Source organism: Bradyrhizobium sp. SZCCHNR1015, assembly GCF_032489875.1.
Lineage (GTDB): Bacteria > Pseudomonadota > Alphaproteobacteria > Rhizobiales > Xanthobacteraceae > Bradyrhizobium.
This window is the reverse complement of the sequence record NZ_JAUEYW010000015.1, coordinates 66,309-92,770: the sequence shown is the minus strand read 5'-3', so window position 1 is coordinate 92,770 and position 26,462 is coordinate 66,309. Positions and strand designations below refer to the sequence as shown.

Sequence of the window (26,462 nt, the reverse complement as noted above, 5' to 3'; positions counted from 1 at the left end):
CTACTCCGGCCTCACCTTTTGTGCTCCGGCTCGGGCGAGATCGCAACGTCGTGCGTGTTCGCGAAAATCGAGTCATGGTTTCCATGGCCCTGCGATGGCTGGCGGCCATGCGATCATCGATGGCAGCCTCGATCAGGTGACTGGGACGCGCACATGAAGACGCAGTCTCGCGGCGCAGATGCGTCCGAGTCTTGCTGATTTTCTTGCCGATCGCTTCACCCTCTCGTGAAGAGGGCGCAGGGAAGGCCAGGCGCCGGCTGGCGCCTGCGGCCCGCCTGCGAAAAGAATGCAGGCGGCAGGTACCACAGGTGCAGCCGAGAACGCCCGGCCTTCCCTGCGCGATGGTTTTCACGGTTATAGCGCGCTCTCCCCGGTGTCCGGCTTGATAGCCACCGTCGTCGGCGGGATCATCACCCGCGGACTTAGCGCCAGCGTCGGGGCGCCAGGACCACACGCCTTCCCGTCCGTGCCACGCCGTTCGTCCGCGTAGCCAAGCTACGCTGCGGCATGAACACAGCCATCGCTCCCCGCCCCGCGTGTCGTGACGATCGCGCGCTACGCCCCTTCTTCATGGAGCGGGATGCGCGGAATAGAGCATGATTTCTGAAAAAATGAAAGAGGAATTTTGGAGTGGAGCGAAGTTTTCCGGATTTCTGAATTCCAATGATGCGACCTCTGCCGGTGGGCAGGTCGCGCAGCGCCGTTATCAGCTTAAGTTAGGTCCTGGATGCGCTGTGAGATACAGCGCCCTCTCCCCTTGTGGGAGAGGGCATCTCCGACCTGTCCACAAACGCGATTGGGTGAGGGGTATCTCTCCGAAAGCAACGACCGTGGAGACAGACCCCTCACCCAACCGAACTTGCCGCACCTTCCTACATGCCCTCTCCCACAAGGGGAGAGGGCGCATTCACTTGCACTGCGCACGATCTTTCAACGTGCAAACACCGCGATGATAATTCCAATCGTTGATGCGGATCGTCATTGCACTTGGTGGAGGAAGTTACTTCGGGCGATGCGAAGCATTGCACGAAACACCGCGCCCAACATGTTAGGCGAGCCATGTGGCAACACCTCTCCGTACCTCAATGAAAATCCCGCGAGCGCGGCAGGATGCGGACGTTGCGGGGGTGGCTGACGCGCTGGGAGGGAGTGTCGGGGTGGTCGCGGCGGTCGTCGTTGAGCGGCTCGGCGGGCGTGGCGCCATGAGGGACGGCGCCGAGGCGGTCGTCTGACAGCAAGGTGAGATCGGCGCTGCGGTCGACCAGGCTGATGGCGACGAGATGAACGACTTTCTCGGGGCTGCTCTGGATGCGGCCTTCGACCAGCACGAGGCGCGCACCCATCACTTCCTTGCGGAAGGTCTCCATCACCTTCGGCCAAACCACGATGTTGGCGATCCCGGTCTCGTCCTCCAGTGTCATGAACACGACGCCTTTGGCGCTGCCGGGCCGCTGCCGCACCAGCACGACGCCAGCACAGCGGACGCGGCGCCGATCGTTGGCGTGGTTGACGTCGCGGCAGGCCAGCACGCCTTCGGCAGCGAAGCGCTGGCGCAGGAACTCCATCGGGTGGCCTTTCAACGACAGGCGGATGGTCTGATAGTCCGCGACGACGTGCTCCGGCAGCGGCATCTCGGGCAGCGGCTTGGCGCCCTCGTCCGGCTGCTCGCGGGCGATGGCGGCCTCGAACAGCGGCAGCGGCACGTCGTCGGGCAGCCGGCGCACGGCCCAGAGCGCGGCGCGACGGTCGAGCCCGAGCGATCGGAACGCATCGGCATCGGCCAGCAGCAGCAGCGCGCGCTTGGGCAGCGCAGTGTCGCGGGCGAAGTCTTCCAGCGAGGTGAACGGTCCGCGGGCGCGGGCCTTGATGATGCGGTCGGCCCAGTCGTCTTCGCGGTCGTCGTTTGGGAGTGACAAGTGAATTTGTTGCTCGTTGTCATTCCAAGGCGAAGCGACAGCGTCGAGCCCTCGAAACGCATCAAGTCTTTGTGAGTCACCCGCTGTATCCCCACCGTCATTCCGGGATGCGCCCTCTTGGGCGCAGGCCCGGAATGACACCGGGGAGACAGCTGGCAATAAAGGTGTGGAATCAGCCAGCGTCTCTCTCCGCATCTTCTCCGACAATTTCCTGATCCGTTCCTCGTCGCGGTCGATCCAGCGGAAGCCGTCGATCTGGCGGAAGCCGAGGCGGACGGCGCAGTATTTGTCGTTCGTGTTCTCCAGCGTGTTGTCGGCGAAGCTGTGGGACACGTCGATGTTGCGGATCTCGACGCCGTTCTTGTGGGCGTCGCCGACGATCTGCGCCGGCGCGTAGAACCCCATCGGCTGCGAGTTCAGCAACGCGCAGCAGAACGCATCCGGATGGAAGCATTTCAGCCAGGACGAGACATAGACCAGTTGCGCAAAGCTCGCGGCATGGCTCTCCGGAAAGCCATAGGAGCCAAAGCCCTTGATCTGGTCGAAGCAGCTCTTGGCGAAGGCCGGATCATAGCCGCGCGCGATCATGCTCGTGACCATCTTCTCCTCATAGGAGCCGATGGTGCCGACGTTGCGGAACGTCGCCATCGCGCGGCGCAGGCCGTTCGCCTCCTCCGGCGAGAACTTTGCCGCCTCGATCGCGATCCGCATCGCCTGCTCCTGGAACAAAGGCACGCCGAGCGTCTTGTGCAGCACCTTGTAGAGTTCGTCCGCCGGGCCGTGATCGGGCGACGGCGACGGATAGGTCACCTTTTCCTGATTGTTCCGACGTCGCAGATACGGATGCACCATATCGCCCTGGATCGGCCCGGGCCGGACGATCGCAACCTCGATCACGAGGTCGTAGAAGGTGCGCGGCTTCAGCCGCGGCAGCATGTTCATCTGCGCCCGGCTCTCGACCTGGAACACGCCGAGCGACTCGCCCTTGCACAGCATGTCGTAGACTCTGGAATCCTCCCGCGGCACCGACGCCAGATCGTGATGAATATGCTTATGCTGCTCGATCAGCGCAAAGCTCTTGCGGATGCAGGTCAGCATGCCCAGCGCGAGCACGTCGACCTTCATCATGCTGAGCGCATCGACGTCGTCCTTGTCCCATTCGATGAAGGTGCGGTCGTCCATCGCGGCATTGCCGATCGGCACGTAGCTGTCGAGCCGATCCTGCGTCAGCACGTAGCCGCCGACATGCTGAGACAGATGGCGCGGAAAGGTGATCAGCTCCCCCGCCAGCTCCACCGCGCGACGGATCATCGGGTTGGCGGGATCGAGCCCGGCCTGGCGCACCTGCATGTCCGACAGGCCGTCGCCCCAACTGCCCCACACGGTGTCGGCGAGCACGGAGGTGACGTCTTCGGTCAGGCCGAGCGCCTTGCCGACGTCGCGGATGGCGCTGCGCGGGCGATAATGGATGACGGTGGCGATGATCGCCGCACGGTGGCGGCCGTAGCGGCGATAGACATATTGCATCACCTCCTCGCGCCGCGAATGCTCGAAATCGACGTCGATATCCGGCGGCTCCAGCCGCTCCTTGGAGATGAAGCGCTCGAACAGCAGATCGATCTTGGTTGGATCGACCGAGGTGATGCCGAGCACGTAGCACACGGCCGAATTCGCCGCGGAGCCGCGGCCCTGGCACAGGATGCCCTGGCTGCGGGCATAGCGGACGATGTCGTGGACGGTGAGGAAGTAATGCGCGTAGTTGAGCTCGGCGATCAGCGCCAGCTCCTTGTCGAGAACAGCGCGCAGCTTGTCATCGAGATGGTCGCCGAAACAGGTCTTGGCGCCGGCCCAGGTCAAATCCTGCAGATGCCCCTGCGCGGTCTTGCCGGGAGGCACCGGCTCGTCCGGATATTGGTATTTGAGCTGGTCGAGCGAGAAGACGATGCGGTCGGTGAAACGGATGGTCTCGGTCACAGCGTCGGGGTGGTCACGGAACAGCCGCGCCATTTCGTGGCCCGGCTTGAGATGGCGCTCGGCATTGGCCTGGAGCCTTCGGCCGATGGTCTCGATCGAGGCTTTCTCGCGGATGCAGGTGAGCACATCCTGCAGCATGCGCTGCTGCGGATGATGATAGAGGACGTCGTTGGTGGCGATCAGCGGCACTTTGCTGGACGCCGCAAGGCGCGCGAGCCGCGCCAGCCGGCGGCGGTCGTCGCCACGATACAGCAGGCTGCCGGCCAGCCACACGCCTTCGGCGGGGCTGTCTTTCAGCCGTGCCAGGATTTTGCCGAGCACAGCCTCGTCGAAGCGATGCGGCGGCATCAGCACCACGAGCTGGCCTTCGATGAACTCGAACAGATCCTCGAAACTCAGGCGGCAGTCGCCCTTGGCGACCTTGTCGAGATCGCTGCCGCGCTTGCCGCGGGTGAGCAGTTGGCACAGCCGGCCGTAGGCGGCGCGGTCGCGCGGATAGACCAGGATGTCCGGCGTGCCGCAGGTGAACACCAGCCGCGCGCCGTAGAGCAGCTTCGGCTTGCAGCTCAGCCGGTCGCTACTCAGCTCGCTATAGGCGCGGACGATGCCGGCGAGCGTGTTGTGGTCGGCGATGCCGATGGCGGTGAGGCGATACTCGGCGGCCTGATGCACATAGTCCTGCGGATGCGAGCCGCCGTGCAGGAAGGAAAAATTGGTGGTGATGCCGATCTCGGCATAGGGGATGGAGGTCATGGCGGAGGCGCTCGTGCTGGAATAGCGGCGGCCCTGCACCCCCAGTCGTCATGCCCGGGCTTGTCCCGGGCATCCACGTCGCTCCCAGGATGCCGAACGACGTGGATGGCCGGGACAAGCCCGGCCATGACGGAGTCAATAATTGAGCGGGTCGCTGGTCGCGACAGCCCCATATCCTCATATGGAATGGACCTGCCCCTCATGCGAACAGCCCGTGCATGTACCAGGCGGGCTGCATCGGCAAACCGTTCTCCGGCTGCTCGAGCTCGCGGTCATACAGACCGTCGCGGTAGAGCCAGAAGCGCAGGCCGTGCTCGTCCTCGACGCGGAAATAGTCACGCGTGAGGCCCCGCCCGTCCGGCCGCCACCATTCCATCGCGATGCGCTCCGGGCCTTCGGCGCGCACCACCGCATGCGCGGCACGACGCCAGACGAAGCGCGCGGGCGGGCCGTCGGGCACACCGGCGATCACTTGAATCGCCTCGGGACGCGCGAACAGCCGCAAGGGCCGCAGCGGCGGCTCGCCTTCGCTGCGCTCCGGCCAGTCGGCAACATTCGAAGCCGCCAGATGCTGCTGCGCCGGCAGCGGCAGCGCCGCGCGTTCCGGAATATGCGTGTCCACCGGCAGATGCACGACCACACGCTTGCCGCCGATGCGCGCGGCGATGCGGTCGATCAAGGCCGACAGTTCGTCATTGTCATGGACATGGGCATCGAGATCGCGCTGCTGCTGCACCACGATCTCGCTGCGGCTGGCCGACAGCCGGATCATGTCGAAGCCGAAGCCGGGATCGAGCGGATCGTTCAGCGCCTCGAGCCGTTCGCGAAACAGCCGGTCGATGACGGCGGCCTCGGTGACCGGCTGGCCGGTGTCGACCGCGATGACGCGCACCAGCCCATCGGTGCGGAAGAAGCAGGCCTCCAGCCGCCGCGCGCCCTTGCCCTGCTGCGCCATCGCCGCCACCAGCATCGCGGCCAGGCTGGAGAGGCTGGCCGCGATCACGGTGTCGGTCGCGACCGGCTCGGCGAAGCGCTTGTCGACGATGTAGTCCGGCGGGACTTTGCGCGGGCTGATCGGCGCATCGGCCTCGCCCAGCGCCTGCGCCAGCACACGGGTGAAAGCGGCGCCGAACCGCGCGGTGATCTCGTTGCGGCCGCGCGCGGCGACGTCGCCGATCGTCTTCAAGCCGGCGCGGCGCAGGCCGAGCGTGATCGCCTCGCTGCCGCCCAGCGCGGCCACCGGCAGCGGCGCCACCGCAGTCGCCTCCTCGCCATCAGGCACGATGCGGCCGTGCACCTGCCGGTTCAGCGTCCGCGCGCAGACGGCGTTGGAGGCGATCGCCGCCGACACAATGAGGCCGTGCGCGGTCAGCGCGTCGCAGACCGACCGCATCAGTCTGGCTTCGCCGCCGAACAGATGCACGCAGCCGGTGATGTCGAGCAAAAGCCCATGCGGGGGATCGAGCGCCACCAGCGGCGTGAAGCGGTCGCACCAGTCGGCGATGCCCTCCAGCATCTTTGCATCAGCCGCCAAATCCGCCTCGTGCACGACGAGATCGGGACAGACCGCGCGGGCATTCGCCAAGGGCTGGCCGAGGCTGACGCCGTGACGCGCCGCCGCCTCGTCCAACGAATGGATCAGCAGCATATTGGCATCCTTGAGGACGACGGCCTGCGGAAGGCCATCATGCGGATCGGCGGCGCGGCTGCGCTTGATGCGATCGATGGGCAGGCGCGGCAGCCACAAGCTGAGGATCCGCCGCCGGTTCATTGAAACGGCATGCATCGGGGGTCCACTCCATGATCCATCGTCCGGTCTGGCCGTGACGGTTGCGAATGAGCTCGGCATCGAGGCGCGGCGCGCCCCACGCCATCCAGGGCGCCGAGGGCAGCGACGGCGCGGTGCGGACGATCCAGCGCGTCTCGGCGGTCGAGGGCTCGGGCGTGGCCGCGATGCGCAGCATGAGCGCCGTCACCCCGGACTCCTGCGCCGCCAGGGTCAGCTTGCGGCTGGCGACGAGATCGAGCTTTTGCGTCTCGCCCCACACCTCCAGCATCACACCGCCCAGCGCATCGCAGGCGAGCGCGTCGGCGGCGGTGCGCAGGGCGTGATCGAGATCGGGCGCGCGCACGATCACGATCCGACGCGGATCGAGGCCGAGCTCGGCGAGCCCGCTCATCGACAGCGCGCCCATCTCGCGCTCGGCGAAATCCTGCCGGATCCAGATCAGCGGCCGGCGCGCGGCGACACGCGCGGCAAGCCCGCACAGAAAACCGGTCGCGGCCGCCGCCTGGCGGCCGGTCTCGGCGAACACCTCATGCAGCGCGCCGGTGGCGAGCCCACCCTGCAGCACCGCATCGGCCGCGTCATGGCCGAGCGCGACCCGGCGCAAATCATGTGCGCCATCTCCCGCCTCGAGACGGGCAATGCGGCCGCGCAGACGCGCGAGCGTATCCATGCGTGCGCCGGTCATCCGTCGCCGCTCCTCTTCAATCCATCGTGCGGGCGCTGCCGTTCTCAAGTGAAGCAGGCAGTTGAACCCGCGACGACCCTCTTTGTTCATGATACGTTCTAATATAAAGCTAACGCCTTCGAGAGAGTCAATCGGGATTGCCCCGGATACGATTCAACGAATGGAATCAAAGGGATTCAAAGGTATGGAGCTGCTCCGCAAGCTGGAGATCCTGGCCGATGCCGCCAAGTACGACGCGTCCTGCGCCTCCAGCGGTACTGAGATGCGGGATTCCCGCGACGGCAAGGGTCTCGGCTCGACCGCGCCCGGCATGGGCATCTGCCATTCCTATGCGCCGGACGGACGCTGCATCTCGCTGCTCAAGGTTCTGCTGACCAATGCCTGCAACTACGACTGCCTGTATTGCGTCAACCGCGCCTCCTCCAACGTGCCGCGCGCCCGCTTCACGGTCGACGAGGTGGTGAAGCTCACCATCGACTTCTATCGCCGCAACTACATCGAGGGGCTATTCCTGTCGTCGGGCATCATCCGCAGCCCGGACTACACGATGGAGCAGGTCGTGAGCGTCGCGCGCAAGCTGCGCGAGGAGCATCGCTTCCGCGGCTACATCCATCTGAAGACGATTCCCGAAGCCGACGAGGCGCTGATCGCGGAAGCCGGCCGCTACGCCGACCGGCTCAGCATCAACATCGAGACGCCGCTGGAAGAGAGCCTGACGCAGCTCGCGCCGGAGAAGGACCAGCGCGCGATCCGCCGCACCATGGGCCGTCTCAGGCTGAAGCTCGACGAGACGGCGGAAGCCAAGAAGACGGTGCGCCGGGCGAAGCCGCCGCGCTTTGCGCCGGCCGGCCAGAGCACGCAGATGATCGTCGGCGCCGACGCGGCCAACGACCGCGTCATCCTGTCGACCTCGGCCAATCTCTACGGCGCCTACAAGCTCAAGCGCGTGTATTACTCCGCCTTCAGCCCGATCCCCGATGCCAGCCGCGCGCTGCCGCTGCAGGCCCCGCCTCTGGTGCGCGAGCACCGGCTGTACCAGGCCGACTGGCTGATGCGGTTCTACGGCTTCGACGCCGACGAGATCGTCGAGGAGAACGAGGGCATGCTGCCGCTCGACATCGACCCCAAGCTTGCCTGGGCGCTGCGCCACCGCGACCGCTTCCCGCTCGACATCAACACCGCAAGCCACGAGGAGCTGCTGCGCGTACCCGGCTTCGGCACCCGCACCGTGCAGCGCATCCTCGCGACCCGGCGCACCACCACGATCCGCCTTGCGGATCTCGCCCGGCTCAACGTCGTCCGGAACAAGGCGCTGCCGTTCATCGTTCTCTCCGACCACCGGCCGTCTCCGTCTTTGCTCGACGGTGCCAGCCTCAGAGCCCGGCTGCGGCCGAAACCGCAGCAGCTGGGATTTGGATTTTGACGGAAGCCGTCATCGCGAGCGCAGCGACGCGATCCAGGGGCGACACGACGACTCTGGATTGCTTCGTCCTCGCAATGACGTGAGGAGACAAATGCACGTCGTAACCCTCGACAGCGACACCGATTTCGACGGCTGGCGCCGGGCGGCGCGGGCGCTGGCGATGAACGACGTCAGGCCGGCGGATGTCACCTGGCGCGTCAAGGGCGCGGCGCCCGATCTGTTCGACGACCATGCTGACACCCAGCTGCCCGAGGTGCCCAAGGGCGCGTTTTCGGTGCCGGCGAGCTTCATGGAGCTTGCTGAAAGCGCGATCCTGCACAGCGACCCCAGCCGCTTCACCCTGCTCTACCGGCTGCTGTGGCGTCTGCGGACCAACCACGATCTCATGGACATCGCCACCGATCCCGACGTCGCGCAGGCCAATGCGCTGGCGCGCGCGGTGCGCCGCGACGTCCACAAGATGCACGCCTTCGTCCGTTTCCGCGAGGTCGGCCGCGAGCGCGAGTCACGCTACGTCGCCTGGTTCGAGCCGGAGCATCACATCGTCGAGCGCGCCGCGCCGTTCTTCGCCCGGCGCTTCGCCGACATGCCCTGGTCGATCCTCACCCCGGAAATCTGCGCGCATTGGGACGGCAGCCACGTCTCGTTCACGCCGGGTGTGAGCAAGGCCGAAGCGCCGTCGGAAGACCGCCTCGAAGAGGTGTGGCTGCGCTATTATGCCAGCATTTTCAATCCGGCACGGCTCAAAGTGAAGGCAATGGAAAAGGAGATGCCGAAGAAATATTGGCAGAACCTGCCCGAGGCCAAGCTGATCCAGCCGCTGATCGCGGCTGCCGCCCGGCGCACCACCGAGATGATCGCCGAACCTGGCACCGAACCGCACAAGCCACAGAAGCGCGTCGAGGAGACCGCGATGACCCGCAAGCCGAAAGCCCACGCGCATGCTGCTGCTGAGACCTCACGTGATGTTGTCGCCGCCGACCTTGAGACCTTGCGTGAAGAAGCCGCGTCCTGCCGCGCCTGCCCGCTGTGGAAGGATGCGACCCAGACCGTGTTCGGGGAAGGTCCTGAGCATGCGCCGCTGATGCTGGTCGGCGAGCAGCCGGGCGACAAGGAGGATCTGGCCGGCCATCCGTTCGTCGGCCCGGCGGGACAGATGCTCGACCGTGCGCTCGCAGAGGCTGGCATCGACCGGTCCAAGGTCTACGTCACCAATGCGGTGAAGCATTTCAAGTTCGTGCCGCGCGGCAAGATCCGGCTGCACCAGAAGCCGGCCACGCCGGAGATCAAGGCCTGCCGGCAATGGTACGAGCGCGAGCTCGCCGCCGTCCGGCCCGCTCTGGTCGTGGCGCTGGGTGCCACCGCGGCGCAGTCGGTGTTCGGCAAGATCACCCAGGTCACCAAGAATCGCGGCCATGTGGTCGACCTGCCCGATGGTGTCAGGGCGATGATCACGGTGCACCCGTCCTATCTCTTGCGCCTGCCCGACGCCGACGCCAAGGCGCGTGAATACGAACTCTTCGTGCAAGACCTGAAGATCGCCGCCGCCGCGCTCAAGCGCGCCCACGCGGCATGACCGCCTCCCCGCCATCGGGCGTAAAGCACGACGCGGCAACCGTCGGTCAGGATTTGCGCGAGGTGTAAACGTGCTCGCGCAGCAGGGCCTGGATCAGCGCGGCGCGATCCGGAAACCCGAGCGATCCCGCCAACTCCGCCTCGTCCTGGCCTCCGTCGTCGGGCGCTGCCGGCAGATATCTCGCCATCAGCTCGTCCTCGCTGATCCCGAAATCGGCCGGACAGCCGCCGCCATCGATCTCCGTCTGCTTCAGCACCTCGCATTTGTCGCGGGCGCGCGCCAGCAGATCCTCGAAATGGCCGTCGATCCGGGCCCAGTCGGCCAGCGCATTCAGGGCCGAGCCGTTGAGCCCCTTCCTGAACGAGCGTATGCGCGCCTCGTCCAGCATCAGCTCCAGAAACTCCGAGCGGGTCAGGCCGTTGCGCGCGATCCACGCCTCGAGCTCGGCCGGGTCCATCAGATCCCTGCTCTGGCGAAACCGGATGATCTCCGCGCTCAGCGCCTGGGCGTCGACCCTGACGCCGCGGCGCTTGGCCTCCGATGCGGCGAGAAATCGCGCGATCGCCTTGTCGGACAGGTCGCCGCCGCGCGCCGCCAGCAGCCGCAGCTCGTCCATCAGTTGCGGCGTCCCGTCCGGGATGCCGGACTCGCGTTCTGCGGCCGCCGAGCGCTGCGCGTCCTGGATCAGCCCGTCCCACAACTGCGTGTGTTCGAAGGCGTACTCGACCGCCTTGGGCACCACGTCTCCGGCGAACCGGCGCCGCATCGTCCGCAGCATCTCCAGCGCGTCCTCGCGCTTCTGGTCGATGCGGTGATCCGGCAGCCAGGCCTCGAGCGCGGCGATCTCCTGCGACGTCAGGCGGCCATCGGACCGCGCGCCCTGCAGCAGCGCCGGGTAGCTGCGCTCGGGATAGAAGCTCGCCTTGCCGAGCGCCTCCAGGATCTGACGGGACGCCTCCGAGATCACCCCAGCGGCGACCGCCTTCTGCAGGGTGAAACGGATGTTGACCAGCGGCTCGGACAGCGCGGGAAAGCCGAGCTCCGCCGGCCCGTGAATCAGGGCGACCTCGTCGTCGGCCTCGAACACGCCGTCGCGATACGCCGCGAATACCTTGCCGACGCCCTCCATGCCGAACGCGTGCAGCTCGGCCGCGCGCAGCGCGCCCATGCTGGCGCTGCCGAACACATGGATGCCGCTGGCCATCGCCCACAGGATCTCCTTGTGCCACACCGACGGCACCTGCTCGAAATAGCCGTCGATGATCCCGATCGCCGCAGGCTTCGCCAGCGCGGCGCGATAGACGTCGCCCTGCTGCACCGGCGGGAGATACTCCGCCTCCAATTCGAGCGCGGCGTCGCGCGGATGCAGCGTCGGCCCGGTGAACACGATGCATGTCATAGCGGATGCCCCGATGGCTGGCGCCGCGAGAGCTGATCATCGGCGAAGGCCCGCGCCCTCCGCCCCGGGCTGTAGTCCGGATTCTTGTCGAAGGTCTCGAGCCCCGGAATGACGACCCTCGCCACGGGGATCTCGAACCTGCTCTTGGTGAGATCGACCGCGATCACCTGCCGGACACCGGCGGACTGCAGCCGTTCGAGAACCACGGCGAGGTCGTCGTTGAACGTCTCCGACGCCAGCGACGGCGTTTCGCGCAGGCTTCGTTTCGGCGGGCTGGTTCGCAGCAGCGCCCGCTGCTCGCCGAGAAACTGCGCGGCCAGCGCCGTCTCGTCATATTCCTCGCGAAACACATCGTCGCGCGCCCCCGCGATCAGCGTCAGCCGGCTCTGCGCCGCTTCCGTCAGCGCGCGCAGGAAGGCGATCTCCGGCGACAGATGCGCGCCCATGCCCAACGCAGCATAGAGATCCCGCCCCAGCTCCAGGTCGCGATCGAAGATCAGGCACTGGCAGGCGGCGAGCCCGACATCGGAGCTGATGTCCCACGCCACCACCTCGAGGCCCGCACGCTCGCACATCTCCAGCAGCCGCCTGTTGCCTTCGTCCTGAACCGTGTCGAGCGCGATGCGCCGGCCCTGCTGCTCGTCCGGACTGCGCAGGTGCCAGAGCGTGGTCGCATCGCGCTCCACGACCTCGCAGATGCCGTGCAGCAGCGCCTCGATCAGGTGGTTGCCGGACGCCAAGCCGTTCGACGACGAGATGAAGCTGCCGGCCGGCATTTCGGGGCGCGATGTCGAGAGGTTCACCATCTCGAACGGCACCCAGACATCGGCATCCGCCATCAGATCGCGGCCTTCGATCCACAGCATCTGCAGATCCGGATGGAAGCGGCCGCCGGCGATCAGCGGCAGGTCGGCGACGTCGACCACGTCATGGTCGCGGATCAGCTCGGCATAGGTCGCAAGCTTCAACGGCAGCGTGATCGTCTCGGCGTGAAACAGCTCGATCGATTCCATCAGGCCCGACGCCTTCGCGGCGTCCAGGGTCAACCCCTTGCCCTGCGACACCGAGACCGAGCGCGAGTTCGGCCGGCAGACCATGGTGACGGGAATGCCGACCCGGTCGAGGCCGGTGACGTCGGCCACCCGCGTGATCCCCATCTCGGCGAGGTAAGGACGCACCCGCTCCACCGTCTGCGACGGCGGCACCGACCGCTGCGTTCCCGATCGAAAGCTCTTCTGGACCGGATGCGCGGCCAGACGATCCCGATGCAGTGCCGTTCCGCTCCCCATCCGCAGCCTCCGCACTCAACCGTCACCGACGTCGTCGTCGCATCAGCCTGCATGGCGGACATCGGCGAAAGCGCCGACGACGACGTTCTGCATCTCCTCGATGGTCTTCTGCACATCGGCGTCGACCACCGACGTGAACCCCGCGATGCTGTCGAGCAGCGGCTGCTTGCAGAAGCCGCGCAGGCAGAGCTGGATGCGCTTGATTGCGACGCCCTGCTCGAACGCGCCGGACTGCATCGCCCGGCTCCAGAAATGCAGCAGGCCGTACCAGACGAAACAGGCCTGCAGGAACGACGGAAACGGCAGCCGGCTGCCGCTCCAGGGCGAGGTGATGCGCGGCAGCGACCCCTTCGCCGTCGAATCGAGAAACCAGGGCTGTTCCTGCTCCTGCATGTAGAGCAGCGCGTGGATGCCCTCATGGACCAGCGCATCGGCGACGTGGGATTCGTCGATCTCGGGAAGATGCGGGTTGGCCAGGAAGGTTCGGCCGATGTAGTAGCCGTTCGATCCCGACGAGAAGCTTTCCGGGCTCTCCGGATCCTTCTGCAGGATGAGTGCGATGTTGAAGCGCGCGACGAAGCGGGGAAGCCCCGCCTCGGTCCGTTCGAGCGCCGCCCGCGACCGGCGCAGCAGATCGTGCAGCCGGTCGATTTCGCTGTCCGAGAACGGCGGGCGCGGCGGCGGGACCGGCCGGTCCTGGCCGGACAGGTCCACCCTGAGCGCATGCGGGCTGCCGTAATCGGTCACCGGCATGCCCTCGACCTGGGGCCAGATGCAGGCGCCGTCACGGAGATAGCCGCGGTCGCCGAGCGCGGTCCACACGTCCCGGTCGGCGGCGACGTCGAGCCCCTGGCGCAACGCCTCGGCCACGAACGCATCGCGCAGAAATCGTCCCTTGTCCTCGGCGTGCCGGCCTGGCGCCGACAGCAGACGGAACGAGGTCTCGGGAGCATCGAGAACCCGCATGAAACCTTCGTCCGCAACGCGATCCATCAGGCTGCGCAGCTCGTCCCCGCCCGCGGGATCGTCGCGGCAGATCTCGCCCACGGCCTCGCCCAGCTTCTGCGCGAGCCGATCGCCATAGCTGGCAAGCACGCCGTCGCACACCGCGTCGTAATCGTCCCAGCGCAGAACATCGGGCATCCGGGTGATCGTCATCGTGCGCACTCCTTCCGCTTCCGCATTCCACTCTCCGCCCCGCGGCCATGCCGCAGGTCGGCGCGATCGCTCATAAGACGGCGATCAAGGTCCCGCCTCAGCCGATGGCCGGCAACTCCTGCTGCAGCCCCACCGCCCGCTGCAGCGCCATGTCGATGAAATGGGCCCGGCGGAGCTTCGTTTCTTCCACCGACGTCCCCAGCCGTTCACGGACATGATCGAACAGTTTCAGGAGATCGGCGCACCACACCGTCGGATTGTTGAAGCCGGTCTGCGACGCATAGCGATGCGGAAGATAGCCGCCGGCACAGGTGTCGCGCTCGCGGCAGGCGCGGCAGCCGTCGGGCAGCGGCAGGCCCTCGAACACCGCCGCGCGGTGAAACGCGCCGGCGTGCTGGACGTCCATGAAGTCGGAGGTCCGCACATTCAGGCCGGTGCGCGCGGCACCGTCGTAGCAGACCCGCAGCACATCCAGCCCTTCGATCTCGCCATCGGTGTTGACGAACAGGAAGGTCAGCGGCTGGTTGCCGAGCATGTCGATGCGGCTCTCCCCGCCCTGAACCAGCCAGGCGATATTCCAGAAAATCTTGATCCGGAGATCCAGCGTGCCGTCCCGCCACCAATCCTCGAAGATCGGGATCAGGAAATCGGCACAGGGCGTCGGCCCATAGCGGTCGCGAACCGCCGCGATGGTGTCATGGGTGAAATCCGGCAGCAGATAGTCGATGGAGGCCGGGCTCAGGCTCGTCAGATGGCGATGCACCGCGGCGCCGCTGGCCCCGAGCTGGATCACCGACAGGAAGCGCAGCGGAATCCCGGCGCGGCGCAGCACCGAAAGGCCCTGTTCGACGTCGTGATAGGAGCCCCGCCCGGCATGATCGACACGCAGGGAATCATGCACGTCCGGCGTTCCGTCGATGCTGATCCCGAGATCGATGTCGAACCTCTTGATGATCTCGGCCCAGCCGTCGTCGAGCAGCGTGCCGTTGGTCTGCATGCAGAGCTGCACCCGCGCGACGCCCGCCAGCCCGTCCTTGATCTTCTGGCACCAGGAGCTGAACCGCTCATGCTTGACCAGGCACGGCTCGCCGCCATGAAAGGTGATCGTCAAATAGGTCTGGCCTGTTGCCAGGCAATGGCGGCGGATGCGGTCGATCGCGATCTCGACGACCTCATCGTCCATGATCGCGGGGCGCTCTTTCCAGGTGCTGTCGCCCTTGTTGTAGACGTAGCAATAGGAGCAGTTCAGATTGCAACGCGACGCGACCTTGAACACGAAGTGAAGATGCGGACCGTCCTTCATTGGTAGGCTATCTCGGCGGTGCGATCGACGAAGATGCGGCCATCCTCGGTCAGGAACTGTCGGGCATCACCCAATACGACCTGCGCCTCCTTGAGCTTGGTCAGCATGTTGGCAAGCTCGGCATCATACTCGGCCGATCCGCCAAACCCCTGCTTCTCGGCCTCGCGATAGAAGGCACAGATGTAGGCGATGGCGTGAAACGCCAGCAGGATCCCGCGCAGGGGCCGCGGCTCCGGTCGCAGCGGCGATGCGTAGCGGCCCTGGTGCTGCGGATCCACCAGGGGTCCAGAGGCCTCCGCCATGAACAGATGCAGATGCGCGGATTCGTGGACGATGGCCTCCATCACCTGCATCAGGCCGCCGAACAGGTCGGCATAGACCATGCCGGGCACGTCGGCCTGCGATCCGCTGCGGAAATAGGATCGCTCGCTGCTGCGCAAGGGGATCAGGACCCGCGTCACGTCGGACACCCAATTCACGCATTCGGGAAACTTCTTCGCGGCGGTCACGAGGATCTCGAGCGAGTTCGTCACCTCGCGCGTCATCTGGGCCCGCTCGTCGGCCGAGAGATCGGTGTGCTCGGCCCAGGTATCGGGGATCGGAAATCCCAGCGAGTGGCACCCCACATCGACGGATATGTCGTAGGGCCACTCCTTCATCGGAAGCAGTCCGGCCAGCTCGTTCAGGTCATACGTGCCGGCCTCGATCCGATAGCCTCCGACCGGCGACCATAAGGTCAGCGGCTCCGGCGCCGTCAGCGACGTGGACGCCGTCGGCGCATTGGCAGCCGTCCAGATCGCGACCTGCAGATCGCGCTGCGGGCTTTTGTCGTGTCCCTCATAGGTGATGGAGTTCATGCAGGGATGGCGAAGCCAATCCGCTTCATGCGCATTGGCTTCGATGAGCGATGCCTTGAGCGGCTCGCCATCCAGGCCGAGGCGCTCCTCGGGCTGCCATCTCAGGATCTTGTCGCTGAATTTCTCATGCCAGGCAGATTTCGACGGTCGCCAGGTCCAAGCGTCACTCATGATCGAGCATGCCTCCGGAAATACGCCAACGAAGCCAGCCGCAAGCTTTCCTGCCGAGGCAGGACCGCAACCGATGCCGGTATCAAGAGCAGCTATCAGGAAAGCTCATGCGGACGACGGCGACCACGTCCCGTCATACACAATGGTCAGGCGCAAGCGGGCCACGACCAGTCACATCGGCAAGATCCGACATGGCAGGCCCGCTTCGCTTGGTCTGAGCCGAACGATCGATCCGTTCACCTGGTCGATTTCGGCGCGGCCGGTGCCTGAGACACGTTGAACTGACCCTTGAGGTCCTTCACCGCCCGCACCTGCGTGAGGCGCTCAGCAAGAGCCCCCAGGACCGCAGGATCGTTGGCGATTTCGCGTTCCATCTCGTCCGGACGCTCCATCGCCGCGAGGCGGCTGAAGACGATGCCGCGCGAAAACGGGTTGGTCTTGCTGAAGATCGCTCCGCGCGAGAATGGAACGCCTTCCGCCATGATGTCGATCTTCAGAGAGGCACGTGCAATCTCTGAATCTACTACGGATTTCAACGCAAGATCGACCTTCTTGCGCATTTCCGCCGGATCGCGATCAGCCATTCCTAAAACTCCCAGTCGGTTGAGAACCGCCATTCATTCAGAAAGGAAATAGCAACGTCCCGGTACAAGTCCTGTGACCTCGCGCCCTGAACTCACAGATCCTGGAACATTCGTCTTGGAACACAGACAGATCTTGCAACGATGTAGCTGTGCTAACCACTTCGCTCAGGCCGTCCACACTCGGCCAGTCGCCGAAGTCGGAAAAAACTAACATGAAGCTATTTGAGGCACAATAGAGTAGTCGGGTCGATACACCTGCTGATTGCTTACATGGAGGACATGCTGCGATCGCCTCATATGCCTGCAACGGCTGCGCATGACGCGTGCCTGGCGCCTGCAAACATCATCGCAAGGCATATCGTCGCACCTCGCTCCACCGCAGCGCACGCGCAGCCATCTCGCGAAGGTCATGAACCCCAACGTGCATAGGCAAGCAAAAGGCCCGCGCTCACCGCGCGGGCCCGTCACATTCCCATGCGCGATGACGAGCCTCACGCCGCCAGCGTGTTCTCCACCACCTTGATGAAGAACGACGTTCCGTAGACGATCGCCTCGTCGTTGAAATTGTAGGCGGGGTGATGCAGGCCGGCGCTGTCGCCATTGCCGACGAAGATGAAGGCGCCGGGACGGGCCTCGAGCATGTAGGCGAAATCCTCGCCGCCCATCATCGGCGGCATTTCGTGGACGTTGGCGTCGCCGGCAACCTCCTTGGCAGCGCGGATCGCGATCTCGGTCTGCTCGGCGTGATTGATCACCACGGGATAGCCGCGCGCATAGTTCAGGTCGATCCTGGCGCCGGTCATCTGAGCGACGCCGGTCACGACTTCGCGCACCCGCTTCTCCATCAGCTCACGCACCTTGGGTGTCAGCGTCCGCACGGTGCCGCGCAGCACCGCGCTCTGCGGAATCACGTTGCGGGCATTGCCGGCGTGGAACTCGCAGATCGACAGCACTGCGGCCTCCAGCGGATCGACGCTGCGCGACACGATCTGCTGCAGCGCGGTGACGAGCTGGGCGCCGACCAGAAGCGAGTCGATGCAATTGTGCGGCTTGGCGGCATGGCCGCCATGGCCCTCGATGGTGATGTCGATCGCGTCGGTCGACGCCATCAGCGCCCCCTGGCGGATGGCGAAGGCGCCGACCGGCAGGCCGGGCCCGTTGTGCATGCCGTAGACCTGGTCGATCTTGAAACGGTCGATCAGGCCGTCCTTGATCATCGCGTCCGCGCCGCCGCCGCCCTCCTCGGCCGGCTGGAAGATCACCGCCACCTCGCCGGCGAAGTTGCGGGTCTCCGCCAGATAGCGCGCGGCGCCGAGCAGCATCGCCGTATGGCCGTCATGGCCGCAGGCATGCATCATGCCCGGGGTCTTCGAGGCATAGGGCAGTCCGGTCGCCTCCACGATCGGCAGCGCGTCCATGTCGGCGCGCAGTCCGAGCACCTTCACCTCGCCATGGCCGGGCTTGCGGCCCTTGATGACCCCGACGACGCCAGTTTGGCCGAGGCCGGTCACGACCTCGTCACAGCCGAACTCGCGCAGCCGATCCGCGACGAAGGCCGCCGTCCGATGCACATCGTAGAGCAGCTCCGGATGCGAATGGATATCCCGCCTCCAGGCCTGGATATCGGGCTGCAGATCGGCGACGCGGTTGACGATGGGCATGGGGAATCTCGTAACTCCGGTGGGACTTTGCGCCTGTTTAGCATGCAAAAGTCGCACCGCCCAAGATAAGGGCTGCGCCCGTCTCATGGCTCGGTCAACCAGCCATGAACGTGGCGCTTGTCCGGGCCGGTCCGGGCTGACTAAAAGCTCGCAACGATGGGAAGGGAATGCCGATGCCGAGACAGCTCGAGGGGGATTACGACTATATCGTGGTGGGCGCCGGCACCGCCGGCTGCATCCTCGCCAACCGGCTGTCGGCCGATCCCAAGGCCCGCGTCCTGATTCTCGAGGCAGGCGGCAACGACAACTGGATCTGGTTCCATATTCCGGTCGGCTACCTCTTCGCGATCGGCAATCCGCGCTCCGACTGGATGTTTCGCACCGAGGCCGAGCCGGGCCTCAATGGCCGCTCGCTGGCCTACCCCCGCGGCAAGGTGATCGGCGGCTGCTCGGCGATCAACGCCATGATCTCGATGCGCGGCCAGGCCGCCGACTACGACCATTGGCGCCAGCTCGGCCTCGCCGGCTGGAGCTATGCCGACGTGCTGCCGGTGTTCCGGAAGCTGGAGGATCATTTTCTCGGCGAAAGCGAACACCATGGCGTCGGCGGCGGCTGGCGGATCGAGGCGCCCCGGCTGTCCTGGGCGGTGCTCGACGCGGTCGGCGACGCCGCCGAGCAGATGGGCCTGCGCCGCATCCCCGACTTCAACACCGGCGACAATGAGGGCATCAGCTATTTCCACGTCAACCAGAAGCGCGGCCGGCGCTGGTCCTCCGCGCGGGGCTTCCTCAAGCCGGCGCTGAGCCGGCCGAACCTGCGGCTGGAAACGCAGGTGATGGTGGATCGCCTGATCATCGAGAACGGCCGCGCCGTCGGCGTGCGCTTCCGGCAGAACGGCGAGACCATCGAGGCCCGCACCAGGGGCGAGGTCATCCTCAGCGCCGGCTCGATCGGCTCGGTGCAGGTGCTGCAGCGTTCGGGCATCGGCCCGGCCGAGTGGCTCGGCGCGCTCGGCATCGACCTCGTCCTCGACAGACCGGGCGTGGGGCGCAACCTGCAGGACCATCTGCAGCAGCGCGCGATCTACAAGGTCACGGGCGTGAAGACGCTGAACGAGACCTACTACTCGCTGGTCCGCCGCGGCCTGATGGGGCTCGACTACGCGTTCCGGCGCCGCGGGCCGCTGACCATGGCGCCGTCGCAGCTCGGCATCTTCACGCGCTCGGATGCGACGCGCGACCGCGCCAACATCCAATTCCACGTGCAGCCGCTGTCGCTCGACAAGTTCGGCGATCCCCTGCATCGCTTTCCCGCGATCACGGTCAGCGCCTGCAATTTGCGCCCGACCTCGCGCGGCAGCGTCCGCATCCGCTCCGCAGCAATCGATGAAGCGCCATCGATCGCGCCGAACTATCTGGCGACCGAGGACGACCGCCAGGTCGCGGCCGACGCCATCCGCGTCACCCGCCGGCTGATGAAACAGAATGCGCTCGCCGCCTACAGGCCGGAAGAATATCTGCCCGGCCCATCGGTCGGCGATGACGACGCGGCGCTCGCCAAGGCCGCCGGCGACATCGGCACCACCATCTTCCACCCCGTAGGCACGGCGAAGATGGGCTCCCCCGATGATCCGATGGCCGTGGTCGACGAGCGGCTGCGCTTCCGCGGCATCGACCGCCTGCGCATCGCCGACGCCTCGATCATGCCGACCATCACCTCGGGCAACACCAACACGCCGACCGCGATGATCGCAGAGAAGGCGGCGATGATGATCCTGGAGGATGGGCGGTGAAGCGCGCGCATGCGATCCCGCTCGTTTTGCGCCGAACTCGCGCGCGCAATTCTCACCATCGGCATCGATGGCGTTGACACAGGGCGCTGTACGATACAGCGCCCTCTCCCCTTGTGAGAGAAGGCATCTTCGGCCTATCCACGCGCGCGGTTGGGTGAGGGTATATCTCGGCGAGCGACGCTCGTTGAGGCATACCCCTCACCCAACCGAGCTTGCTGCACTGTCCTACATGCCCTCTCCCACAAGGGGCCCACAAGAGGAGAGGGCGCATTCACCCGCACCGCGCCTCGTCTTATTGACGCCAAGTGTCACCGTAACGAGTTCGACGGCAGCCACCGCCGCGCGCAACGGATCAGACGATCCGCGCCACCAACGGGATTCGGCGCAACAGCACAGTCGCCAGCCAGCTCACCGACAGCGTGCCCGCCAGCACGATCGCGAACTTCACTCCCGCCGGCCACGCCGGGTCGTAGACCAGATATTGCAGCCACAGCAGCGGCAGGAAGTGCAGCAGATAGATGCCGTAGGCCGACGGCTGCAGGCGATCCATCAGCGCCAGCGGCGCCTTCGCCCAGCGCAGGAAGAAGGTCGGCACGCCGAACGCCATCGCAGCACAGAAGCTTGCCACGGCGCTGCCATAGGCCGCACGCCACCATAGCGGCGGCGAGTCGAAGTCGGCGATCCAGTTGTGATGGGCGTAGGCCAGCAACAGGATCGCGCCATAGCAGCCATAGGAAAGACCGAACCAGATCCACCAGCGCCGCACCAGCGCGCCGTCGGCCGCGAACGGGCCCGCTCGCAGCCCGGCGGCACCGATCGCGACGCCGCCGACGAAGAAGGCCGGATAGAGCAGCACCCGGCTCGCCTGCAGCGGCAGCGGAAAATGTCCGGGCATGAACCAGAAACCGTCACCGAAGCCGAGATGCGGCGGCAGATAGGCCAGGTTGGCGATCACGAGGAAGATCAGGAAGCCAGTGAGCGGATAGTGCAGCAACGCCCCGGCCCAGCGCCCGACTGCGCCGATCGCCTGCGGCGGCCAGGACGCAGACGAGCGCAGCCAGTATATCAAACCCCAGCAGCACGCCGAGAAACCAGGCCGAGCCGGACGGCCACGGCCCTTCGCTGATCATGCGCCACCACACCGCGGCGAACTGATCCTCGGCCACGTAGTATCGGTAATAGGCGATCGGCATGATCACGAGGATCGACACGATGTAGGGCACGCCGAGCCGCAGCGCGCGGCGCCCGACATAGTCCGACGCGCCCCGGCCCGCCAGGCTTGCCGGCACGAACAGGCCGGAGATGAAGAACATGCACGACATGAAGTAGCTGTCGTTGAACAGCGCGACGAGGTCGAAGCCGAGCCAGTGCATGCGGTCGCCGCCCTGGCCGAAATGAGTGTAGTTGATGGCGGAGTGATAGAGCACGACCGAGAGCGTGATGAACGTCCTGGCGCGATCGAGCGGCACGATCCGATCGGCAGACAGCTCGGTTCGTTGCAGGTTGGGGATCACGCGCTCATGCATCGACGTCGCATCCAGTCCATCAGCCGCCCTTCGGCGGCGCACGCCGCTTGTATATTTCGCGCGGCCCTGCGCCGACATCCTGCGCGAGCAGGTGAGCCGCCGGCCATGGCCGGCATGATCACGAACACGTCATCGCGTTTCGATCGCGAGAAGCCGGGAATAAAACCGGGCCGCCATCGCTCTTCTCACCCGCAAGCCCGATGACGGGCAACGGGAGATGACGATGAGCCTTGGTGATCACGACGAGAACGGCGTCAGCCGTCGCAAGGTGCTGGAGTGCATGACGTGGGCAGGCACCGGCGTGCTCTGGACGCTGTCGGGCGGCGTGCCGCGTTCGCTCGGCCTGGTCGACGCCGCGCGGGCGGCCGAGCAGCCCGCCTCCGGCCTGACCTTCCTGCAGATCAGCGACAGCCATGTCGGCTTCGACAAGCCGGCCAATCCCAACGCGCTCGGCACGCTCGAGGAGGCCGTCAACCGCATCAAGGCGATGCCGGTGAAGCCGTCCTTCATGATCCACACCGGCGACATCTCGCATCTGTCGAAGGCGGCCGAGTTCGACGACGCCGATCGCATCATCTCGCAGACGCGGCTCGACGTGCACTACGTGCCCGGCGAGCACGACTTCCTCGACGAGGACGTCAAGCTCTACAAGGAGCGCTACGGCAAGGGCACGCGCGGCTCCGGCTGGTATTCGTTCGACGCCAATGGCGTACACTTCATCGGGCTGGTCAACGTGGTCGATCTCAAGGCCGGCGGGCTCGGCAATCTCGGCGCCGAGCAGCTCGCCTGGCTGGAGCAGGATCTCAAGGGCCGCTCCAAATCGACCCCGGTCGTCGTGTTCGCGCACATCCCGTTGTGGACCGTATATCCGGAATGGGGCTGGGGCACCGAGGATGGCGGCCGCGCGCTGGACAGCCTGAAGGGGTTCGGCTCGGTGACGGTGCTGAACGGCCATATTCATCAGGTGATGCAGAAGGTCGAGGGTAACGTCACCTTCCACACCGCGCGCTCGACCGCCTTTCCGCAGCCGGCGCCGGGCACGGCGCCCTCGCCCGGCCCGATGAAGGTCGAGGACGCCAGGCTGCGCAGCCTGCTCGGCATCGCCAGCATCGACTTCAAGGTCGGGTCCGAGCGGCTCGCCATCATCGACACGCCGCTGGCCGGCTGAGGACGGAAACGCAATGAGCCAGTCTGTTGTTCGCGGCGCCTGCCTCGCCGCCGCGCTGCTTCTCGGCGCCACGCCGCTGCGCGCCGAGACCATCAAGGTCACCATCGACAACTTCACCTTCACCCCGGCCGCGGTGACGGTGAAGGTCGGCGACACCGTGACCTGGACCAACCACGACGACATCCCGCACACGGTGGTGTCGGCCGGGAAATACCGGTCGAAAACGCTCGATACCGACGACAGCTTCTCCTTCACCTTCGCAGCCGCCGGCGACTACAAATATTTCTGTTCGCTGCATCCGCACATGACGGGGCTGGTCAAGGTTGAGTAGCATCGCGAACCAGGGCATGAGCATCGTCGCATGGACCGGTCGGCGGCGTAGCGCCGGCCGCGCCGTGCGACCGCGAACCGGGCCGGAGACCACGCCGGTGACGACAGCCAGTGACGATCCCGAGAGGGCGCGACGCTTCCGCGAGGCGGCACTGCCGCATCTCGACGATGTCTACACGCTGGCGCGCTATCTGCTGCGCAACGCCGCCGACGCGGAGGACGCGGTGCAGGAATGCTACCTGCGCGCGCTGAAGCATTTCGACACCTACCGTGGTCCGGCGATGAAGCCGTGGCTGTTTGCGATCCTGCGCAATGTCTGCCACGCCGAATTCGCGCGCCGCGCCGGTGCGCCGGTCAAGGCGCTCGACGATGCGCCCGAAGCGGCCGAGCAGCCGCCGCTGTGGCAGGAGAGCACCGAGACGCCGGAAGGCGCCGTGCTGCGCGAGCGCGATGCCTCGGCGATCCGGCGAATGATCGACACGCTGGCCGAGCCGTTCCGCGAGACGTTCGTGCTGCGCGAGGTTCACAATCTGTCCTATCGCGAGATCGCGGAGGCCGCCGACGTGCCGGTCGGCACCGTGATGTCGCGTCTCGCCCGCGCCCGCGCGATGCTGCGCGCCGCCTGGCTCGCGCAGGAGGAGCTCTAGCCATGACCTGCGATGAAGCCGAGATCCTGATCCACGCGCTGGCCGATGGCGAGCTCGACGCCGGCCACGCTCTCGAGGTCGAAGCCCATGTCGCGACCTGCCCGCGCTGCGCTGCGGAGCTTGCTGCCATCAGGGAGATGAAGCAGATGCTCGCCGGCGCCGACCTCGGCTACAAGGCGCCCGCCGCCTTGCGCCAGCGCATCGAAGCCGCCCTGCCGCCGGTCGAGGCGGCCGTCGTTACTCCGTTTGCCGTCCGGCCGAACCGCCGCTCGCTGCTGAAGGGCTTTGCGATGGGCTCGGCCGTGTCGGCGCTGGCCGCCACCGGTCTCGTCGCCATCGTGCTGCGCAATGACGACCAGCAGCGGATCGAGGCCGAGATCGTCTCGGCGCATCTGCGCTCGCTGCAGGCCGGCCACCTGACCGACGTGATCTCGACCGACCAGCACACCGTCAAGCCCTGGTTCAACGGCAGGCTCGACGTGGCGCCGCCGGTGATCGACCTCACCGCTGAGGGATTCACCCTGATCGGCGGGCGGCTCGATTATGTCGATGCCCGCCCGATCGGCGCGGTGGTCTATCGCCGCCGCCAGCACGTCATCAATCTGTTCGTGGCGCAGACCTCGTCCACCGAGCGCCGCGCCGCACGGATGGACACGATCCAGGGCTTCAATATCAGGAGTTGGCGCGACCGCGGCCTCAGCTATTGGGCGATCAGCGATATCGGCGGCGACGAGCTCGAGGAGTTCGGCGAGCGGTTCGAGCGGAAGATGGGTGGGAGCAGCTGAGTCGCTCTCGCGCGCTCCGTCATTGCGGGCGAAGCGACGCAATCCCGAGGCGCGAAGGAAGGCTGGATTGCTTCGCTCACCATGACAAGCCCTTCGTAGGGCGGGCAAAGCGTAGCGTGCCCCACCAAAGGTCCTGCGAGGATCGAGATGGTGGGCACGGCGCGTCGCGCCTTTGCCCACCCTACATGTTCGTCAGTTCACGCCGATTTGCGGATGGCGTTGTCGACCAGCGTCTTGCCGAGCGACCAGATCGCGCCGGGGACCTTGTGGCTCTGTGCGATGACGTCGTCGAAGGCGCGCTCGATCCAGGCGCAGTCCTCTTCGGTGATGGTCAGCGGCGGCAGCAGCTTGATCGTGTGCAGACCATGGCCGGCGACCTGGGTCAGGATCTTGTGATCCTTGAACAGCGGCACCGTGATGAGCTGGCAGAACAGGCCCTTGTTGGCGCTCTCCAGCATGGTCCACGAGGCCTTGAGGCGCAGCGATTTCGGCGGACCGAACTCGACGCCGATCATCAGCCCCTTGCCGCGCACTTCCTTGAGCAGCTCGTAGCCCGGCACCATCCGCGTCAGCGCCAGCCGCAGCTCGGCGCCGCGCTTGGCGGCGGCCTCCACCAGCTTCTCGGCCTTCATCACCTCGAGGGTCGCGATGCCGGCGGCCATCGCGAGGTCGTTCTTGGCGAAGGTCGAGCCGTGCACCACGGCGCGGTCCATGCGGTTGAAGATCTTGTCGAAGATCTGCTTGCGCGTCAGCAGCGCGCCGACCGGGACGTGGCCGCCGGACAGCGCCTTCGACAGCAGCACCATGTCGGGCTCGACGTTCCAATGTTCCACGGCGAGGAACCGGCCGGTGCGTCCCATCCCGGTCTGGATCTCGTCGGCGATGAAGATGGTGCCGTATTTCTTGCAGAGCGCAGCGGCACCCGGCAGGAACTCGTCGGAGGGCATGTTGACGCCCTTGCCCTGGATCGGCTCGACGATGAAGGCTGCGATCTCGCGCGACGACAGCGCCTGCTCGAGCGCGGCAAGATCGTTGAAGGGGATCGCCGTGCAGCCCGGCAGCAGCGGCTCGAAGCCGTTGCGGAAGTTCGAATCATCGGTCAGCGACAGCGCGCCATAGGTGAGACCGTGATAGGAGTGCCCGCAATAGACGATGCCGGGCCGGCCGGTCGCGCCACGCGCGAATTTGATCGCGGCTTCCACGGTCTCGGCGCCGGAATTGGCGAAGAACACCTTGTCCAGATACGGGACATATTCCAGCAGCCGCTCGGCAAGAACGCCCGCCAAGGTCGAGACGTCGAGCTGAACGAGATTCGGCAGGTCGGTGTCGAGGACGCTTTTCAGCGCGGCGCGCAGTGTCGGATGATTGCGGCCGATTGCAAAGACGCCAAAACCGCTGAGCAGGTCAAGATAACGGGCCCCATCACGATCGTAGAGATATTGCCCTTGTCCCTTCTGGAACCCAACATCATATCCAATCGTTTTGAGAACGCGGACAAGCTGCTCGTTCAGATGCCGAGAGTGCATCGTGCTGCGCTGCGCTTGGCGCTCCACAAACATCTCGGAAACGTCTAGATTGGGTTTTAGCATCGGCTACATACTTCGGTTGATGGACGTGACGTCAACTGAAAACGCGCAATGCGGCGTTTTGCCCTCATTCGCACCATCAAAGCAAG

The 26,462-nt window shown here is 66.0% G+C and carries 20 protein-coding genes; 7 read left to right on the top strand and 13 right to left on the bottom strand.

Annotated elements, in window-relative coordinates:
* Nucleotides 1–1,082: 1,082 nt before the first annotated feature.
* The 3 genes from QX128_RS24855 to QX128_RS24845 all read right to left on the bottom strand — a co-directional run bounded on the left by QX128_RS24855 (nucleotide 1,083) and on the right by QX128_RS24845 (nucleotide 7,117).
* Nucleotides 1,083–4,643 (bottom strand): error-prone DNA polymerase, encoded by a 3,561-nt coding sequence (locus QX128_RS24855; protein ID WP_316238778.1) that lies wholly within the window; start codon nucleotides 4,641–4,643, stop codon nucleotides 1,083–1,085.
* Between the two features lie 199 nt (nucleotides 4,644–4,842).
* Nucleotides 4,843–6,429 (bottom strand): DNA polymerase Y family protein, encoded by a 1,587-nt coding sequence (locus QX128_RS24850; protein ID WP_316238777.1) that lies wholly within the window; start codon nucleotides 6,427–6,429, stop codon nucleotides 4,843–4,845.
* Nucleotides 6,329–7,117, bottom strand: a complete 789-nt coding sequence (locus QX128_RS24845) for a DNA repair protein (protein ID WP_315801242.1) — start codon at nucleotides 7,115–7,117, stop codon at nucleotides 6,329–6,331. The genes QX128_RS24850 and QX128_RS24845 overlap by 101 nt, the downstream gene beginning before the upstream one ends.
* Before the next feature lie 184 nt (nucleotides 7,118–7,301).
* Between QX128_RS24845 and QX128_RS24840 the strand changes: the two genes are divergently transcribed.
* Both QX128_RS24840 and QX128_RS24835 read left to right on the top strand, forming a co-directional pair.
* Nucleotides 7,302–8,540, top strand: coding sequence for a putative DNA modification/repair radical SAM protein (locus tag QX128_RS24840; protein ID WP_316218568.1), 1,239 nt, complete (start codon nucleotides 7,302–7,304; stop codon nucleotides 8,538–8,540).
* 91 nt (nucleotides 8,541–8,631) lie between these two features.
* Nucleotides 8,632–10,116: a UdgX family uracil-DNA binding protein gene (locus QX128_RS24835; protein ID WP_316183639.1), complete on the top strand. Its 1,485-nt coding sequence runs from the start codon at nucleotides 8,632–8,634 to the stop codon at nucleotides 10,114–10,116.
* A 46-nt stretch (nucleotides 10,117–10,162) separates the two neighbouring features.
* Here QX128_RS24835 and QX128_RS24830 read toward each other — a convergent pair whose 3' ends face one another.
* The 7 genes from QX128_RS24830 to QX128_RS24800 form a co-directional block, all read right to left on the bottom strand.
* Nucleotides 10,163–11,515 carry a TfuA-like protein gene (locus tag QX128_RS24830; RefSeq protein ID WP_316238776.1) on the bottom strand — a complete coding sequence of 451 codons (1,353 nt, stop codon included), beginning with the start codon at nucleotides 11,513–11,515 and terminating at the stop codon, nucleotides 10,163–10,165.
* Nucleotides 11,512–12,804: a YcaO-like family protein gene (locus tag QX128_RS24825; RefSeq protein WP_316238775.1), complete on the bottom strand. Its 1,293-nt coding sequence runs from the start codon at nucleotides 12,802–12,804 to the stop codon at nucleotides 11,512–11,514. The genes QX128_RS24830 and QX128_RS24825 overlap by 4 nt, the downstream gene beginning before the upstream one ends.
* Nucleotides 12,805–12,846: 42 nt before the next feature.
* Nucleotides 12,847–13,962: an aKG-HExxH-type peptide beta-hydroxylase gene (locus QX128_RS24820; protein ID WP_316238774.1), complete on the bottom strand. Its 1,116-nt coding sequence runs from the start codon at nucleotides 13,960–13,962 to the stop codon at nucleotides 12,847–12,849.
* A gap of 97 nt (nucleotides 13,963–14,059) precedes the next feature.
* Nucleotides 14,060–15,265 carry a radical SAM protein gene (locus QX128_RS24815; protein ID WP_316238773.1) on the bottom strand — a complete coding sequence of 402 codons (1,206 nt, stop codon included), beginning with the start codon at nucleotides 15,263–15,265 and terminating at the stop codon, nucleotides 14,060–14,062.
* Nucleotides 15,262–16,293, bottom strand: a complete 1,032-nt coding sequence (locus QX128_RS24810; RefSeq protein ID WP_315801249.1) for an aKG-HExxH-type peptide beta-hydroxylase — start codon at nucleotides 16,291–16,293, stop codon at nucleotides 15,262–15,264. Before QX128_RS24810 ends, QX128_RS24815 begins: the two co-directional genes overlap by 4 nt.
* Nucleotides 16,294–16,529: 236 nt before the next feature.
* Nucleotides 16,530–16,877 carry a hypothetical protein gene (locus QX128_RS24805; protein ID WP_315801250.1) on the bottom strand — a complete coding sequence of 116 codons (348 nt, stop codon included), beginning with the start codon at nucleotides 16,875–16,877 and terminating at the stop codon, nucleotides 16,530–16,532.
* Nucleotides 16,878–17,368: 491 nt separating this feature from the next.
* The gene (locus QX128_RS24800; protein ID WP_315801251.1) at nucleotides 17,369–18,538 is read right to left on the bottom strand and encodes a M20 aminoacylase family protein; all 1,170 of its coding nucleotides are present in this window, start codon (nucleotides 18,536–18,538) and stop codon (nucleotides 17,369–17,371) included.
* A gap of 173 nt (nucleotides 18,539–18,711) precedes the next feature.
* Between QX128_RS24800 and QX128_RS24795 the strand changes: the two genes are divergently transcribed.
* Nucleotides 18,712–20,331, top strand: coding sequence for a GMC family oxidoreductase (locus tag QX128_RS24795; RefSeq protein WP_316238772.1), 1,620 nt, complete (start codon nucleotides 18,712–18,714; stop codon nucleotides 20,329–20,331).
* A 352-nt stretch (nucleotides 20,332–20,683) separates the two neighbouring features.
* Here the strand turns inward: QX128_RS24795 and QX128_RS24790 are convergent, their stop codons facing one another.
* Both QX128_RS24790 and QX128_RS24785 read right to left on the bottom strand, forming a co-directional pair.
* Entirely contained in the window at nucleotides 20,684–21,325 is a 642-nt protein-coding gene (locus QX128_RS24790) for a hypothetical protein (protein WP_316238771.1), read from the bottom strand.
* Nucleotides 21,240–21,857 (bottom strand): acyltransferase, encoded by a 618-nt coding sequence (locus QX128_RS24785; protein ID WP_316238770.1) that lies wholly within the window; start codon nucleotides 21,855–21,857, stop codon nucleotides 21,240–21,242. The genes QX128_RS24790 and QX128_RS24785 overlap by 86 nt, the downstream gene beginning before the upstream one ends.
* A 223-nt stretch (nucleotides 21,858–22,080) precedes the next feature.
* On the opposite strand from QX128_RS24785, the gene QX128_RS24780 reads away from it, so the two are divergent.
* The 4 genes from QX128_RS24780 (at nucleotide 22,081) to QX128_RS24765 (ending at nucleotide 24,787) form a co-directional block, all read left to right on the top strand.
* On the top strand, nucleotides 22,081–23,025 hold the full coding sequence (locus QX128_RS24780; RefSeq protein WP_315801254.1) for a metallophosphoesterase family protein: 945 nt from the start codon (nucleotides 22,081–22,083) through the stop codon (nucleotides 23,023–23,025).
* A 13-nt stretch (nucleotides 23,026–23,038) separates the two neighbouring features.
* Nucleotides 23,039–23,356: a cupredoxin family copper-binding protein gene (locus QX128_RS24775; RefSeq protein WP_315801255.1), complete on the top strand. Its 318-nt coding sequence runs from the start codon at nucleotides 23,039–23,041 to the stop codon at nucleotides 23,354–23,356.
* 97 nt (nucleotides 23,357–23,453) lie between these two features.
* Entirely contained in the window at nucleotides 23,454–24,002 is a 549-nt protein-coding gene (locus tag QX128_RS24770; RefSeq protein WP_316238863.1) for a sigma-70 family RNA polymerase sigma factor, read from the top strand.
* A 2-nt stretch (nucleotides 24,003–24,004) separates the two neighbouring features.
* Complete coding sequence (locus QX128_RS24765) at nucleotides 24,005–24,787, top strand: anti-sigma factor (RefSeq protein ID WP_316238769.1); 783 nt, start codon at nucleotides 24,005–24,007, stop codon at nucleotides 24,785–24,787.
* A gap of 197 nt (nucleotides 24,788–24,984) precedes the next feature.
* On the opposite strand, the gene hpnO is transcribed toward QX128_RS24765, so the two are convergent.
* Complete coding sequence (hpnO, locus tag QX128_RS24760) at nucleotides 24,985–26,376, bottom strand: aminobacteriohopanetriol synthase HpnO (protein WP_315714885.1); 1,392 nt, start codon at nucleotides 26,374–26,376, stop codon at nucleotides 24,985–24,987.
* Between the last annotated feature and the right edge of the window lie 86 nt (nucleotides 26,377–26,462).